The sequence below is a fragment of the Pseudomonas sp. S2_F07 genome, from assembly GCF_054668325.1.
The window spans coordinates 2,359,499-2,373,875 of record NZ_CP162758.1; the positions used below are offsets into that span (position 1 = coordinate 2,359,499).

Annotated in this window: 13 protein-coding genes; 4 read left to right on the plus strand and 9 right to left on the minus strand. The window is 59.6% G+C overall.

The annotated features are described in order from the left end of the window. Nucleotides 1-114 precede the first annotated feature (114 nt). Nucleotides 115-939, minus strand: a complete 825-nt coding sequence (gene ttcA / locus AB4O40_RS10500; RefSeq protein ID WP_008051493.1) for a tRNA 2-thiocytidine(32) synthetase TtcA — start codon at nt 937-939, stop codon at nt 115-117. Between the two features lie 282 nt (nt 940-1,221). Between ttcA and AB4O40_RS10505 the strand changes: the two genes are divergently transcribed. Together AB4O40_RS10505 and AB4O40_RS10510 are read left to right on the plus strand one after the other, a co-directional pair. After that, a complete protein-coding gene (locus tag AB4O40_RS10505) occupies nt 1,222-1,824 on the plus strand; it encodes a Yip1 family protein (protein ID WP_056728028.1) in 603 nt (200 codons plus the stop codon). 157 nt (nt 1,825-1,981) lie between these two features. Next, a complete protein-coding gene (locus AB4O40_RS10510) occupies nt 1,982-2,476 on the plus strand; it encodes a SprT family zinc-dependent metalloprotease (protein WP_046043022.1) in 495 nt (164 codons plus the stop codon). Nucleotides 2,477-2,596: 120 nt separating this feature from the next. Here the strand turns inward: AB4O40_RS10510 and AB4O40_RS10515 are convergent, their stop codons facing one another. After that, entirely contained in the window at nt 2,597-3,778 is a 1,182-nt protein-coding gene (locus AB4O40_RS10515) for a CaiB/BaiF CoA transferase family protein (RefSeq protein WP_056728029.1), read from the minus strand. Nucleotides 3,779-3,922: 144 nt separating this feature from the next. Beyond that, nucleotides 3,923-5,257 carry a dicarboxylate/amino acid:cation symporter gene (locus tag AB4O40_RS10520; RefSeq protein ID WP_056728032.1) on the minus strand — a complete coding sequence of 445 codons (1,335 nt, stop codon included), beginning with the start codon at nt 5,255-5,257 and terminating at the stop codon, nt 3,923-3,925. Between the two features lie 338 nt (nt 5,258-5,595). Between AB4O40_RS10520 and AB4O40_RS10525 the strand changes: the two genes are divergently transcribed. Next, nucleotides 5,596-6,594, plus strand: coding sequence for an AraC family transcriptional regulator (locus tag AB4O40_RS10525; RefSeq protein ID WP_056728033.1), 999 nt, complete (start codon nt 5,596-5,598; stop codon nt 6,592-6,594). Nucleotides 6,595-6,676: 82 nt separating this feature from the next. Here AB4O40_RS10525 and AB4O40_RS10530 read toward each other — a convergent pair whose 3' ends face one another. The 4 genes from AB4O40_RS10530 to AB4O40_RS10545 form a co-directional block, all read right to left on the minus strand. After that, nucleotides 6,677-7,432 (minus strand): polysaccharide deacetylase family protein, encoded by a 756-nt coding sequence (locus AB4O40_RS10530; protein WP_056728035.1) that lies wholly within the window; start codon nt 7,430-7,432, stop codon nt 6,677-6,679. Nucleotides 7,433-7,630: 198 nt separating this feature from the next. Continuing rightward, nucleotides 7,631-8,977, minus strand: coding sequence for an ATP-binding protein (locus AB4O40_RS10535; RefSeq protein ID WP_056728037.1), 1,347 nt, complete (start codon nt 8,975-8,977; stop codon nt 7,631-7,633). Further along, nucleotides 8,974-9,651 carry a response regulator transcription factor gene (locus AB4O40_RS10540; RefSeq protein WP_056728039.1) on the minus strand — a complete coding sequence of 226 codons (678 nt, stop codon included), beginning with the start codon at nt 9,649-9,651 and terminating at the stop codon, nt 8,974-8,976. The genes AB4O40_RS10535 and AB4O40_RS10540 overlap by 4 nt, the downstream gene beginning before the upstream one ends. Before the next feature lie 120 nt (nt 9,652-9,771). After that, nucleotides 9,772-10,374 (minus strand): hypothetical protein, encoded by a 603-nt coding sequence (locus AB4O40_RS10545; RefSeq protein ID WP_056728041.1) that lies wholly within the window; start codon nt 10,372-10,374, stop codon nt 9,772-9,774. Between the two features lie 233 nt (nt 10,375-10,607). On the opposite strand from AB4O40_RS10545, the gene AB4O40_RS10550 reads away from it, so the two are divergent. Next, nucleotides 10,608-11,333: a 4'-phosphopantetheinyl transferase family protein gene (locus AB4O40_RS10550; RefSeq protein ID WP_223541043.1), complete on the plus strand. Its 726-nt coding sequence runs from the start codon at nt 10,608-10,610 to the stop codon at nt 11,331-11,333. A 126-nt stretch (nt 11,334-11,459) separates the two neighbouring features. On the opposite strand, the gene AB4O40_RS10555 is transcribed toward AB4O40_RS10550, so the two are convergent. Together AB4O40_RS10555 and AB4O40_RS10560 are read right to left on the minus strand one after the other, a co-directional pair. After that, nucleotides 11,460-13,070, minus strand: a complete 1,611-nt coding sequence (locus tag AB4O40_RS10555; protein ID WP_056728045.1) for an ATP-binding protein — start codon at nt 13,068-13,070, stop codon at nt 11,460-11,462. Beyond that, complete coding sequence (locus AB4O40_RS10560; protein ID WP_460054645.1) at nt 13,067-13,789, minus strand: winged helix-turn-helix domain-containing protein; 723 nt, start codon at nt 13,787-13,789, stop codon at nt 13,067-13,069. The genes AB4O40_RS10555 and AB4O40_RS10560 overlap by 4 nt, the downstream gene beginning before the upstream one ends. Between the last annotated feature and the right edge of the window lie 588 nt (nt 13,790-14,377).

The window sequence follows — 14,377 nt, forward strand, 5'->3', positions numbered from 1 at the left end:
TGAGGTAAACGAAAAACCTTGTGGGAGCGGGCTTGCTCGCGAAGACGTAGTGTCAGCCAACATCAATGCTGAAGACACACCGATTTCGCGAGCAAGCCTGCTCCCACAGCTAGATCAGAGGTTGACGACATTGACGAAGCGCGATGCGGCGCTTTCGTCGATCTTCAGACTGGTAAAGTCGAACAGGTTGCGATCCGCCAGTTGCGACGGGATCACGTTCTGCAGGCTGCGGAAAATGCTTTCGGTACGACCCGGAGTCTTGCGTTCCCAGTCCAGCAGCATTTCCTTGACCACCTGACGCTGCAGGTTCTCCTGGGAACCGCAGAGGTTGCACGGGATGATCGGGAATTGCTTGAAGTCCGAGTAGGCCTGGATGTCTTTTTCGTTGCAGTAGGCCAGCGGACGAATCACCACGTTACGACCATCGTCGGCGCGCAGCTTCGGTGGCATGGCCTTGAGCGAACCGTTGAAGAACATGTTCAGGAAGAACGTTTCGACAATGTCGTCGCGGTGGTGACCGAGAGCCATCTTGGTCGCGCCGATTTCATCGGCGAAGGTGTAGAGCGTGCCGCGACGCAGGCGCGAGCACAGCGAGCAGGTGGTCTTGCCTTCCGGAATCAGCTCCTTGACCACCGAGTAAGTGTCTTTCTCGACGATGTGGTACTCGATCCCCAGTTCCTTGAGGTAGGCCGGCAGCACGTGCTCCGGGAAGCCCGGCTGCTTCTGGTCCATGTTCACGGCCACGATCTCGAACTTGATCGGCGCGACCTTCTGCAAGTGCATCAGCACATCGAGCATGGTGTAGCTGTCCTTGCCACCTGACAGGCAGACCATGACCTTGTCACCGTCTTCAATCATGTTGAAATCGGCAACCGCCTCGCCGGCCAGTCGGCGAAGGCGCTTTTGCAGTTTGTTCTGGTTGACCGTGAGAGTGCCCATGACGCGAAATCCGTGAGGTGTGACGAAAGGCCGGCATTTTACGCAAAAACGCCTCAGGGGCGAAGTGCCTGGCCAAAAGGGCCGTTCGCCACAGACCCGGCGGCGATTAACAACTGCGTTTACAGCGCGATTTGCTCTAAAGCCCCTACTCCCTCTGGGGAAACTCCTCCCTATACTGCGACATAAGGTCACATACACATTCAGACCTATGACTTACTTGGCCGCATTGGCCCGTAGGCGCTCCGCTGGGGGGCGACGGTAAAAACAAGAGGAGTGACTGGCATGATCCATCACGTAGTGGGGCTCTTCACCCACCCTGACCAAGAATGGAAGGAAATCCGTGGCGACCAGGAGGAAAGCATCAGCCACATGTACCTGACCCATACACTGATCCTGGCGGCGATTCCCGCAGTGTCTGCCTTTATTGGCACCACACAGGTCGGCTGGGTCATCGGCAACCGACCTCCCGTCATGCTGACCGTAGAAAGCGCGATATGGATGACGATCATGTCGTACCTGGCGATGCTCGGCGGTGTCGCGGTAATGGGCGCGTTCATCCACTGGATGGCCCGCACCTATGACGCCAACCCAAGCCTGGCCCGCTGCATTGCGTTTGCCACCTACACCGCTACACCGCTGTTCATCGGTGGTCTCGCCGCCTTGTACCCGCACTTGTGGCTGGGGATGATCATCGGTACCGCCGCCATCTGCTACACGGTGTACTTGCTGTACGTGGGCTTGCCGACGTTCATGAACATTCCATCTGACGAGGGCTTCCTGTTTTCAAGCTCGGTGCTCGCCGTAGGCCTGGTGGTGCTGGTCGCCATCATGGCGTTCACCGTCATTGTCTGGGGACTCGGCGTGGGCCCGGTCTACACCAGCTAAACGCTCATCACTGAACATCGGAACTGCCGACAAAGGCCGCCGCAAGGCGGCCTTTTCATTCTTCAGCAACGAGAACGCACACGACCATTCGGCAACCTGGCGATTCGCAAGGTCCGAGGGTTGCGGCATACTTGAGCGCTCTGGAGATCCATCAAGCATGCCCGAGCAACTCAATACCCGCGTCGAAGACTGTTTCCAACTAGCCGAATCCTTTTTCAAACGACCTTTCAAGCGCCCCGTGGTGAGCCTCAAGCTGCGCGGGCAAAAAGCCGGTGTCGCGCATTTGCACGAGAACCTGCTGCGCTTCAACCCGCAGCTGTACCGGGAAAACACCGAAGATTTCCTCAAGCAGACCGTGGCCCATGAAGTCGCGCACCTGATCGCCCACCAGCTGTTCGGTGACCGCATCCAGCCCCATGGCGAAGAGTGGCAATTGATCATGCGCGGCGTGTACGAACTGCCGCCCAACCGCTGCCACACCTATGATGTCAAACGCCGCAGCGTGACCCGCTACATCTACAAGTGCCCGTGCGCCGACAGCGACTTCCCGTTTTCGGCCCAGCGCCACAGCCTGGTTCGGCAGGGACGGCGGTACCTGTGCCGGCGGTGTCGTAATACCCTGGTGTTCAGTGGGGAAATGCGGGTCGAGTAGTTGTTTTTTTGGTGACTGCACTGGCCTCATCGCGAGCAAGCTCGCTCCCACATTGAGTTTGTGTCACGCCACAGATCCCCTGTGGGAGCGAGCTTGCTCGCGATGGCGGCCTGACAGGCACTAAAGAATCACCTTGACCCGACGCAACTGTTCGATCCGCTCAGCACTGAACCCCAACTCCCCCAACACCTGGTCCGTATGCTGCCCCAGCGCCGCGCCAATATACCGGGGCTCAGGCAACCCTTGCGAAAACTTCAGCGGACAAGCCATCTGCGCCTGGGACGAGCCATCGCCACGGGGCACTTTGGCCACCAACTCCCGCGCCTGCAACTGCGGATGACACAGCGCTTCTCCCAGGCTCAACACCGGTTCGACACAAGCATCCAATTCGGCGAACAGCGCGCACAATTCGGCGAAGTCATGTTTTTCGAATTCGACCTTCAGCGCGTCTTTAAGCTGTTTCTGCTGCGCCGGTTGCGGTGACAGGCCAAGGCCGGCCAACTCCTCCAGCCCCAACGCCGTACACAACTGTTTCATGAAGGCCGGCTCAAGGCTGCCCACCGACAGCCAGCGCCCATCCCGGGAGCGGTAGTAATCGTAGAAACTGCCGCCGTTGAGCACCTGATTTTCCGGTCCCGGCTCGACGCCACAGGCCAGATACCCGGCACCCGCCATCGCATTCAGGCTGAACGCACAGTCGGTCATGCTGACATCCAGGTGCTGACCCTGACCGGTTTGCTGCCGGGCAATGACCGCCGCCAGCAAGCCAATCACCCCGTGCAACGAACCACCGGCGACATCCGCCACCTGCATGCCCAACGGCAGCGGCCCAGAGTCGGCACGGCCGGTATAACTCGCCAGCCCGGACAGGGCCAGGTAGTTGATGTCATGGCCGGCGCGGTCCTTGTAGGGACCGGTCTGGCCATAGCCGGTGATCGACACATAAATCAATTTCGGATTGATCGCCTTCAGGGCTTCGTAACCCAGGCCCAGACGCTCCATGACGCCCGGGCGGAACTGCTCGAGCACAATGTCGTAGTCCTGCAGCAACGACCTGATCACCTCCAGTGCCTCAGGTTGCTTGAGGTCCAGGGCGAGGCTGCGCTTGTTGCGGTTGAGGTAGGCATGACTGGCTGACACGCCTTGATCGTGGGGCGGCAACACCCGCAGCAGATCCATGCGGGTCGGTGATTCGATGCGCAGCACTTCGGCGCCCATGTCCGCCAGCAGCAACGAAGCGAACGGCCCCGGCAGCAGTGTCGAGAAATCCAGAACCTTGAGTGATGCCAGTGGACCGAGCATGAACGTTCTCCCTTGACGATGCCCACAGCCTAGGCAGCTGATCGCTTTGCAGCAATCACCTTATATGCCACGTGCAGTGACCGTTACGCTCAAACACCGGGCATGAAAAAACCCGCCGAAGCGGGTTTTTCATTACAACAAGGCTTACTTGGCGTTAACCGGGGCTACCTCTTCGACGTGGCCCAGTACATCGTCTTTAGGCTCGTCGGCAATGCCGCGACCGCCCGAAGCCAGCTCGGCTTGCAGTACGTCGGTGTCCAGTTCATTGACCCACTTGGCCACAACGACAGTGGCAACGGCGTTGCCGATCAGGTTGGTCAGGGCACGGGCTTCGGACATGAAGCGATCGATGCCGAGGATCAGCGCCAGGCCGGCAACCGGCAAGTGGCCCACGGCAGACAGGGTGGCAGCCAGTACAATGAAACCGCTACCGGTTACGCCCGCAGCGCCCTTGGACGACAGCAGCAACACCACCAGCAGGGTGATCTGGTGCGTGATGTCCATGTGCGTATCGGTTGCCTGGGCAATGAACACCGCGGCCATGGTCAGGTAGATGGCGGTACCGTCAAGGTTGAACGAGTAGCCAGTCGGGATCACCAGACCCACGACAGATTTTTGCGCGCCCAGACGCTCCATCTTGATCAGCATGCGTGGCAGTACCGACTCCGAAGAAGAAGTACCCAGCACGATCAGCAGTTCCTCACGGATGTAGCGGATCATTTTCAGCACGCTGAAGCCATGCAAGCGGGCGATGGAGCCCAGCACGATCAGGATGAACAGCAGGCACGTGATGTAGAAGCACGCCATCAACTGACCCAGTTGCACCAGCGAGCCGACACCGTAGGCACCGATGGTGAAGGCCATCGCACCGAAGGCACCGATTGGCGCGAGCTTCATGATCATGTTGATGATGTTGAACATCACGTGGGCGAAGCGATCGATGAAGTCCAGCAGCGGCTTGCCGTAGGCACCCAGGCGATGCAGGGCGAAACCGAAGATCACCGAGAACATCAGCACTTGCAGGATGTCACCGGTGGCGAAGGCGCCGACGATAGTGGCCGGTATCACGTTCAGCAGGAAGCCGACGACGCTTTGGTCAGCACCGGCTGCAACATAAGTGGCAATCTTGGAGGCATCGAGGGTGGCAACGTCGATGTGCATGCCATTGCCCGGCTGCACGATGTTGACCACGACCAGACCGACCAGCAGGGCGATGGTCGAAACGATCTCGAAGTACAGCAGCGCGTAACCACCGGTCTTGCCGACCGATTTCATGTCCTGCATACCAGCGATACCGCTGACAACGGTACAGAAGATGATCGGGGCGATGATCATTTTGATCAGCTTGATGAACCCGTCACCCAGTGGCTTCACGGCCACACCGAGCTGAGGGTAGAAGTGACCGAGCGCGATACCGATGACAATTGCAACGATCACCTGGAAATACAGGGATTTGTACAGTGGCTGACGAGTCGTCATTGCAAAGTTCCTCAAGGGTGCCAGGTGACAACATCCATCTGTTGCCCGCAACACCGCAATTGCGAACCCTCCTGCACTGGAGGGATTTGTTTTTTCGAGCTGCGCAACGGCAGGCATCTGCACGATGTATCGCAAGGCCCGTGCCACCTTCCGCAAAATCCCTGCAAGCCTTTTGATCTGCGGGGTTGCAGCGAATTCCCTGACACCGGACGGTTACAAGCATGTGGCGGATTTCCGCCCTTCCATTAAAAGTCGTCCTGCTATTTGGCGGATATCCGCCCTGTTCACGCCCGCGGTGCACAGCTACCATCCGTCGATCAACGGTCAGATCTGCTGCCATGCGCGAACGCACCATCGCCAGTCATTTCGCCCGCGCCGCCCTTGGGGGGGCGCGTCGGCACGGCTACGACTATTCAAGCCTGCTACAGCAACTGGGAATCAGCCCCGAGTTGCTGGACGAGCCCCGGGCACGCATCGCTCCGGAGCAATTCACCCAACTGATCCAGGCCTTATGGCTGGCGCTGGACGACGAGTACCTGGGGTTCGGGCAAGCCCCAAGCAGGCCGGGCAGCTTCGCGATGATGTGCCATGCCGTGATTCACTGCCGCAACCTGGATAAGGCACTCCATCGCGGCTTATTGTTTTATAGCCTATTCCCCGGGGCTCCGCGTTTGACCTTGAGCCGTGAAGATGAATGGGTGCGCCTGAGCCTGGACGACTCGCAACTCTGGGACCCGGATCATTTCCTCAGCGAAAGCCTGCTGGTGATCTGGCACCGTTTCGGCAGCTGGCTGATCGGCCAGCGCATTCGCCTGGAACAGGCCACGTTCAGCTACCCCCGCCCCGAACATGGCGCCGAATACGACCTGTTGTTTTCCTGTCCGCTTGAGTTTTCCAGGCCCCAGAGCAGCCTGTTGTTTCACAGCCGCTACCTGGCCATGCCGCTGTTGCAGGACGAACGCACCCTCAAGCATTTCCTTGAGCGCTCCCCCGCCGACCTGCTCTCGCGCCCCGACGATGGCGACAGCTTGAGCAGCCGCCTGCGGCGCTTGCTCAGTCGCGACAGTTCACACTGGCCCGACCTGGAAGCCGTAGCCGCCCATCTGCACATCAGCCCACAGACCTTGCGCCGGCATTTGCGGGAAGAGGGTTCGAGCTTTCAGGAATTGAAGGACCAGTTGCGCCGGGACATCGCGATTTATCATCTGAGCCGCGCGGACCTGTCGTTGCAACAGATCGCCGAGCAGTTGGGGTTTTCCGAGCCGTCGGCGTTTCACCGGGCGTTCAAGAAGTGGACGGGGCTGACGCCGGGGGCTTATCGGGCGCAGGAGAGCTAAGTTTCAGCACCCGCGTTGCGCAGTGATCACTAGCGTCCTCCCAAGCGCACTCGGAAATACCCCGTCCAGGTTTTGCGGACGCTTACTCCTGAGGCGGGATGATCAGCGACAAGCCAGGGTAAATTTTATCCGGATGCTCCAGCACCGACCTGTTCGCATTGAAGATCAGTGGGTACTTGGCAGCATCACCATAAAACTCTCTGGCAATTTTGGACAATGTATCGCCCTTTACAACCACATACATATTCAACTGACTGACCGGTGGAATCGCCAGTGTGGCCGGTGATTCGAAGTCCACATCGCCTAGCTGGTTTACCTGTTCGATGAACCGGCCAAGATTGTTGGCCGTGGTCGCGTGTATGTCATGCATCAGCACAATGGAGTTCTTTCTTTTCCTTATTTGCTCAACACCATGGGATACCCAGCCTCCCGGTTGGTAGTTGCTGTTCCAGTCCAGGGTATCCACGCTCCACAGAACCTGCCGGTACCCCAACTCGGCGACAGTGCGATCGACCATCGCATCGTGAGCGCCATAAGGCGGCCTCATGATCAGGTCCGGCTGCTGGTAGGGAGCCAGTGCCTGCTCCGTCATTTTGATTTGATCGATGATGGTGTCTTTGTCCTGGCCAACCAGCCTTAGATGATCGTAAGTGTGATTACCGATCCGGTGTCCTTCGCAGAGGATGCGCTTGATACGCTCGCCATGCCTGGCAACCAGATTGCCAACAACAAAAAACGTTGCCTTGATATCAAACTGCGCCAGAGTTTCGAGCACGGTGTCGGTCTGGATTTGCCGAGGACCGTCGTCAAACGTCAGCCAAACTTTCTTCCTTTCCATTTTTATCTCCTTTGATGGCATGGAACGCTTCAGCCCATATCCACTCATGCACCAACACAGGCTTTGCGTGTGCATGTTGTCAATGAGGCGAAGCCTATTACCTGCCACCAAGCGGCTGAACGCCAACAAAACTTTGTTGCCGGTCGTTTAACGATTGATGCCTTTAGCGGCCGTAAAAGACCGCTATCAAATACCCGTTCAAACTGCCGGAAAGTGAATCCTGAACACCGCCCCGCCCATCGGTGAATCCCCCAGGGTCAGCTTGGCGCTGTAGCTCTCGATGATGTCCTTGACCACCGCCAGGCCGATGCCCTGCCCCGGGTGCTGGCGGTCCAGGCGCTCTCCGCGCTCGAGAATCCGTGCGCGCTGATCCTGTGGTACGCCAGGGCCGTCGTCCTCGACACACAACTCGGTACCACTGAGGGTTTCACGCACGCTGATGCGTATTTCGCACAGGCACAGGCGATAGGCGTTTTCCAGCAGGTTGCCCATCATCTCCAGCAGAGCGCCCTGCTCGATCGGCACATAGCACGGATCGGGCAAGTCGAACGCGACATGCACGCGCTTGTCGCGATAGACCTTGTCCAGCGTGTCGCACAGGCTTTTCAGTACCGGTCGCAAGTGCACCTGATGGCGTACCAGGCCGCTTTTTCGCAGGCTGGCGCGCTGCAACTGGTAGCTGATCTGCTGGCTCATGCGTTCGATCTGGGCTTGCAGCACCCAGGCCTGATCGCGATCCTCGGGACGCTGGGCCATGTCTTCACTGACGCCTTGCAACACCGCCAGCGGCGTTTTCAGGCTATGGGCCAGGTCGTCGAGGGAATCGCGGTAGCGACTGCGCTGCTCACGTTCGCTGTGCAGCAAACGGTTGAGGGAACCGGTCAAGCGCAGCAATTCCCGGGGATGTTCCTCACTGAGGCTTTCGCGGGTGCCACCTTCGATCTGGTCCAGTTCCTGGCTCAAGCGCCGCAATGCCTGCAAGCCCCAGGTCAGACCAATCCACAGCAACGCCAGCAGCACCAGCAGTGCCGCGCCAAACCCCAGATAGAGATTTTCCCGCAGGCCTTCGAGGGTCAGTTCGTACTCGCGAACCGGCTGCAACGCCACGATGCTGAAGGCTGCACTTTTGCCCCCGAGCAACTTGACCTCGACGTCGTAGACGAAGAACTCCTGGCCATTGGCTTCGCGGATCCGCGCAAACTCGCTGCCACGTCCGTCGTAGCGTGGCTTGTAGTTGATGCGTTCTTCCTGGGTCGCCTTCGAACGCCAGACCAGATGCCCTTCACGGTCATAGATGTAGCCGAGCAATCGACTGTCGGTGAGGTTGAAGCGCTCGTCGGGCAGTTGCGCCGGCATCTGCAGGCTGTTGTTCTCCACCCGGGCGGCCGAGATCAGCGTGGTCACGTCGGATGCCAGGCGCTGCTCGATGGAGTCCTGCAGCGCCAGGCTGAAGGCGCCTTGCATCGCCGGCAGCAACGCCAGCATGAACAACACCGCCAACAGCGTGGCGGCGAGCATCAAGCGTATGCGCAGCGAACGGATCAAGTGCAACGCTCGTTGAACAGATAACCCAGGCCACGCACGGTGTCGATCGGCTTGAACCCGCCCGGCCCCTCCAGTTTGCGGCGCAGACGGCCGACCAGCACCTCGATCACATTCGGATCACGCTCGTCGTCGTCCGGATAGAGCTGCTCCATCAAGCGATCCTTGGGCACCACTTGCTGATGATGGCGCATCAGGTATTCGAGAATGCGGTACTCATACGCGGTCAATGCCAATGGCTGATCGTCGAGGGAAGCTTGCTTGCGGTTCAGGTCCAGCAGTAAGGGGCCAGCGACGATGGTCGACTGGGTGAAACCGCTGGAGCGCCGCAGCAAGGCATTCAGGCGGGCCTCCAGTTCTTCGAACTGAAACGGCTTGACCAGGTAATCATCGGCGCCGGCGGCCAGGCCTTCGACCTTGTCCTGCCAGTTGCCGCGCGCGGTGAGGATCAGGATCGGGAAGCTCTTGCCACTTGAGCGCAACTGGCGGATAAGGTCGAGCCCGCTCATGCCCGGCAGACCGAGGTCGATCACCGCCAGGTCAAAGTTGAACTGCGCGGTCTGGTACAGCGCTTCCTCGGCGTTGGCCACGGACTCGACCACATGGCCGCTCTCCGTCAGGCGGGTTTGCAGGTGATGACGCAGCAGCGCTTCATCTTCGACGACCAGCAATTTCATATTGCTCTCCCGGGCAAATCAACATCTCCAGAGGCGCAACGTCGCACCTCAATAGCTAACATGGCAACGCCGGATCAGTCATTCGGACTGATCCGGCGCAGGCCGTTCATGGAACGCTTGTCAGAAAGCGTAGTTGGCGGACAGGTAAGTCTGGGCGCTGCTGGTCAGGTCCAGCGAACCCTGTTTGCTGCCGCCGCGCTCACTCATCTCGGTACTCGCGTTGCTGCGCAGGTAACGGTAACCCAGTTCAACCGAGGTGTTCTGCGAAACCTGTTGCAGCACACCCACCTGGCCACCGATTGCGTAGCCGATATCGCTGTCGCGGCTGAAGCCTGGAGACTCCTGAGTCATTTTTGTCAGGCCGGCCGTGGCGCCACCGAACAGCCTGGTGGTGCCGCTTACCGGGTAGAACAGATCGTAGCTGCCCAGAAGGTTTTCCTGACGCAGCTTAATGCCGTTGTGGGTGCCCGACACATTGTCGTAAGTGGCGTAGTAGCGGCCCTTGGTATTTTGCTGGCCCAGACGAACACCCCAGGTGGTGTCCTTGCCGATTACGCCATCGGCGTTCGGGTGATTGAGGTTGTCGTTCAGGGCGTGGGATTTTTTGACCTTGTCGCTGGTCTGTCCAAGAGTAAGGCTGGCGAAGTTGTCGTCGGATGCGAAAGCTGCGGTGCTTGCGCCCAGAACCGTGAATGCCAGAAGCAGTTTTTTGAATCCAGTCATTGGGGAGTTTCCTCATGTGCCGTTTGTTTTTTGGGTACGGGGCAAGGTTACGCACCGCGCCCTGAACTCCCCCTGAACGCACTCTGAACCTGGGCTGAACCGCCCTCATCCGAATGTTTCGACACGTTTCAACAGGAGATCCGACCCTGCAAAGGACAAGTCCGGCGCCGACTACCAATTCGTCAGAAGCTTTGCACTACCCAGCCTCAAGCCAACCCGGCAAAATGCCTGATATGAATCCAACCCCCGCCCTGCCCACCTGCTGCACACCCCTCGATGACCATTGGCCGCTGCCGTTTGTGCTGCCCGATACGGTCCTGCTGAGTACTCACTTCGATAGCGCCCGACTGGCCAGCGATGACTTTCAGCGCAGCGCTGTAGAAGTGCCGGCGAGCATCCAGCGCTCGGTGGCCAAACGGCAGGCGGAGTTTCTCGCCGGGCGAGTGTGCGCCCGGGCCGCGCTACAGCGACTGGAAGGCTTGAGTTTCATTCCGGCCATCGGCGAAGACCGGGCACCGGTCTGGCCTGGTCATATCACGGGCTCGATCACCCACAGCACTGGCCGGGCCGCGGCGATCGTGGCGAACAAAAGCCATTGGCGCGGCCTGGGCATGGACCTGGAAAACCTGCTCAATGCCGAACGGGCCGAACGCCTGGCCGGGGAAATCCTCAATCCGCCGGAGCTACAGCGCATGACGGCGGGCGATCACGATCAACGGGCGTTGCTGGTCACCCTGACGTTCTCGGTCAAGGAAAGCCTGTTCAAGGCGCTGTATCCGATCGTTCAGCAACGCTTTTATTTCGAACACGCCGAAGTGCTGGAGTGGCGTGAATCGGGCGAGGTGCGGTTGCGATTGCTCACGGACTTGTCCAGCGAATGGCGCAATGGCACCGAACTGGATGCGCAGTTCGGGGTCAAGGATGGGCAGCTGTTGAGTCTGGTCAGCATCAGGGCCTGAGGTTTATTGGCGCCTGTTCGGGCCCCATCGCGAGCAAGCTCGCTCCCACACTGGATCTATGTCACGCCACAAATCCTTGTGGGAGCGAGCTTGCTCGCGATGGGGCAGCAACAGACAACACAAGGCTCAACGCTTCTCCTGATTACGCGGCCAGCTCAGGCTGAAGCACGCCCCGCCCAGGCTCTTGCTCTTGCCGATCAACGCGCGACCGTCATGCCAATGGATGATCCGTCGCACAATGGACAGGCCTAACCCATGGCCTCCAGACGCGCGGGTGCGGCTGTCGTCGAGACGCAGGAACGGCGTAAAGATCTTCTCCCACGCCGACTCCGGCACGCCCGGCCCGTCATCCTCGATATCTACCCGGCATCGCTGCTGCCCCACCTGATAGCTGATGGTCACCCGTGATTGCGCGTGGCGCATGGCATTAGTCACCAGGTTCTGGATCGCCCGATGCAAGTAGCGCGGCTCAGCCTCGACCCAGGCGTCGTCGTTGTCGGCGGCCGACAGGCATAACCCGCGTTGCACCGTGACGTCCGCGCGCAACGGCGCCAGTTCTTCGATCACCTGGTCGACCAAGGCATCCAGATCGATCCGCTGAAAGTTCAGCGCCGGCGAGCCCTGTTCCAACCGCGCGTAGGTCAGCATCTCGTCCACCAGCCGGTCGAGGTCCTCGATGTCGTGGTCCATGCCCTGGCAGTATTTTTCCAGGGCTTGCGGCGTGCTGGCCGAGCCGATCATTTCCAGGCCAAAGCGCAGGCGTGCCACCGGCGTACGCAATTCGTGGGACACCGCGCGCACCAGTTCACGCTGGATCGCCAGCAACTGCTGCAGGTGTTCGGCCATGCCGTTAAACGCCGAGGCCAGCCGCCCCACCGAATCCGCACCGCGAGCAGGTACGCGGGTTTCCAGGCTGCCCTTGGCAATGCGCGTGGCGGCGGCCTCCAGGCCACGCAAGCGTCGCTCGAGCTGGCGCACAAGCAGATAGACGATCAAACCGATCAACGTCAGGCCCAGCGCAGCGATCAGCACCAGCCACTCCGGCGGATAAGGATTCATCTGATACAGCGGGCCGATTTCCAGGACCCACGGCGTGCCGACCATGCCGGCAAACACCCGGATCGAATCGCCCCCCTTGCCCAGCGCCATCACCGTGTCACCCTCGGATACCCGGCGGCTCTGGTCTTCGTCCATGTCCGCCTGGTCAACCGTGACCAGGCGCAAGTCGAAGCCGAAGCCCTTGCTTTCCTTCAATTGCGCCAGGCGCAAGGGCTGGTCGGCGACCGGGGTGCGCACCAGCTCATCGGTCAACAGGTAGATGGTCGCCCGGGCCAGTTGCTCGCTGATCTGCTGCACCTCCCCGGTGAGCATCAACTGTTCCTTGTCGCTGACCAGCTTGTAGACCTTCGCCGCGTGCGGCCCGGTCTGCTCCACCAATGCCTGGCCGCGCAACACACGGGTGCGCTGGGTCAGGTCGAGGTCGGTCTCGGCAAAGGTTTTCAGCGCCAGCGGAATCCCCAGCAGCCGCTCCCACACCAGCAAGGCCCGGTGGCGCTCAGTCTGGTTCATCGGTTGCAGGTTGTCGGCCATCAGCGAGAACGTGCCGTGGGCCAGGCGCTCGCGGTATTGCTCGCTGCGCACCTCATTGAGCAGGTGCAACGCCAGCACACCGAGCACCGCCACCAGAATCAGCGCGGCGCACATGCCGCCATAGATACGCAGGAAGATCGAGTTCACAGGGACGGATCTACGCAAGCCTCGGGAACGAACAGATAGCCCTTGCTGCGCACGGTCTTTATCAGCCGTGGATGCTCCGGGTCATCGCCGATCTTCGGGCGGATGCGCGAGATGCGCACATCAATGGAGCGGTCCTGACCGTCATAGCCGATGCCCCGCAGCGCGGTGAAGATCTCTTCCCTTGAGAGAATGCGCCCGGCATTGGCCACCAATAGCCAGAGCAGGTCGAATTCGGCGCTGGTCAACTCGATGCCGTTGCCCTGCAACCAGGCTTCGCGCAAGGCGTTGTCGACGATCAGCGGACCGAACTGTAGACGCCGCTGTTTTTCCGGGGCGACCTCGGGCGCTTCACTACGGCGCAGCAGCGCCTGGATGCGCGCCAGCAACAGGCGCGGGCGTACCGGTTTGCAGACGTAGTCGTCAGCCCCCAGGTCCAGGCCGAGAATCTGGTCGGTATCATCAGTGCGGGCGGTGAGCATCAGGATCGGGCCGTCATAGCAGGCGCGGACCTTGCGGCAAATGCTCAGACCATCTTCACCGGGGAGCATCAGGTCGAGGATCACCAGGTCCGGTTGTTCCTTGATGATGCGATTCGCCGCGAGCGCACCATTGCCTTCGATCAATACACGCAGGCCATTGGCTTCCAGGTAATCGCGGGTCAGTTCGGCCAGTCGCTGGTCGTCCTCCACAATCAATACCTGCCAGGCTTCTTGCTCCACGGGTGACCTCTGCTTGCCAAAAACACTAATAAGGAAGGATCCGCCCGTCTTTTTGTAATGATTCGGGGGGATAAATATGTATACACGCTGGGCCGATTGTATAAACGCCACCCGTCGAGAACACAAGCGGGTAAATGCGTTCGGACAACAGGGTTTTTTGTGGTAGGGTTCGCGCCCTTAAAAATCTGACCTGGCGTTTTCACCCGTTGAAATTCGCTGAAAAAAGCTTCGATCCAGCAAGGTCGCGGCCTACACGCCGATTCCCTCTTTCACACACAATTTACGCACAGGTTTATCCACAAGCAGTATGTTGCACCCCCCCATAAAACGCATTATCTTGTACCCCGGCGCAAAAAAACCCTACATGTAGGGTTTTGACTAAAAAGCCCAACCACATTTCAGACCAGAAACTCAAGCGCTTTATTGCCTGTTTATGGTTGAACCAAGCGTGAACTTACAAGCCCAAACCGCACTGGCGGATGGCACCGTTTTTTCAGGCCAGAGCGGCCAAAACGGTACGGGTGTTGCAGTCATGACTGACACCCCCGAAAGGAATCCGGTTTCGAGCCCAGGCTCGTAGCCAAAGAC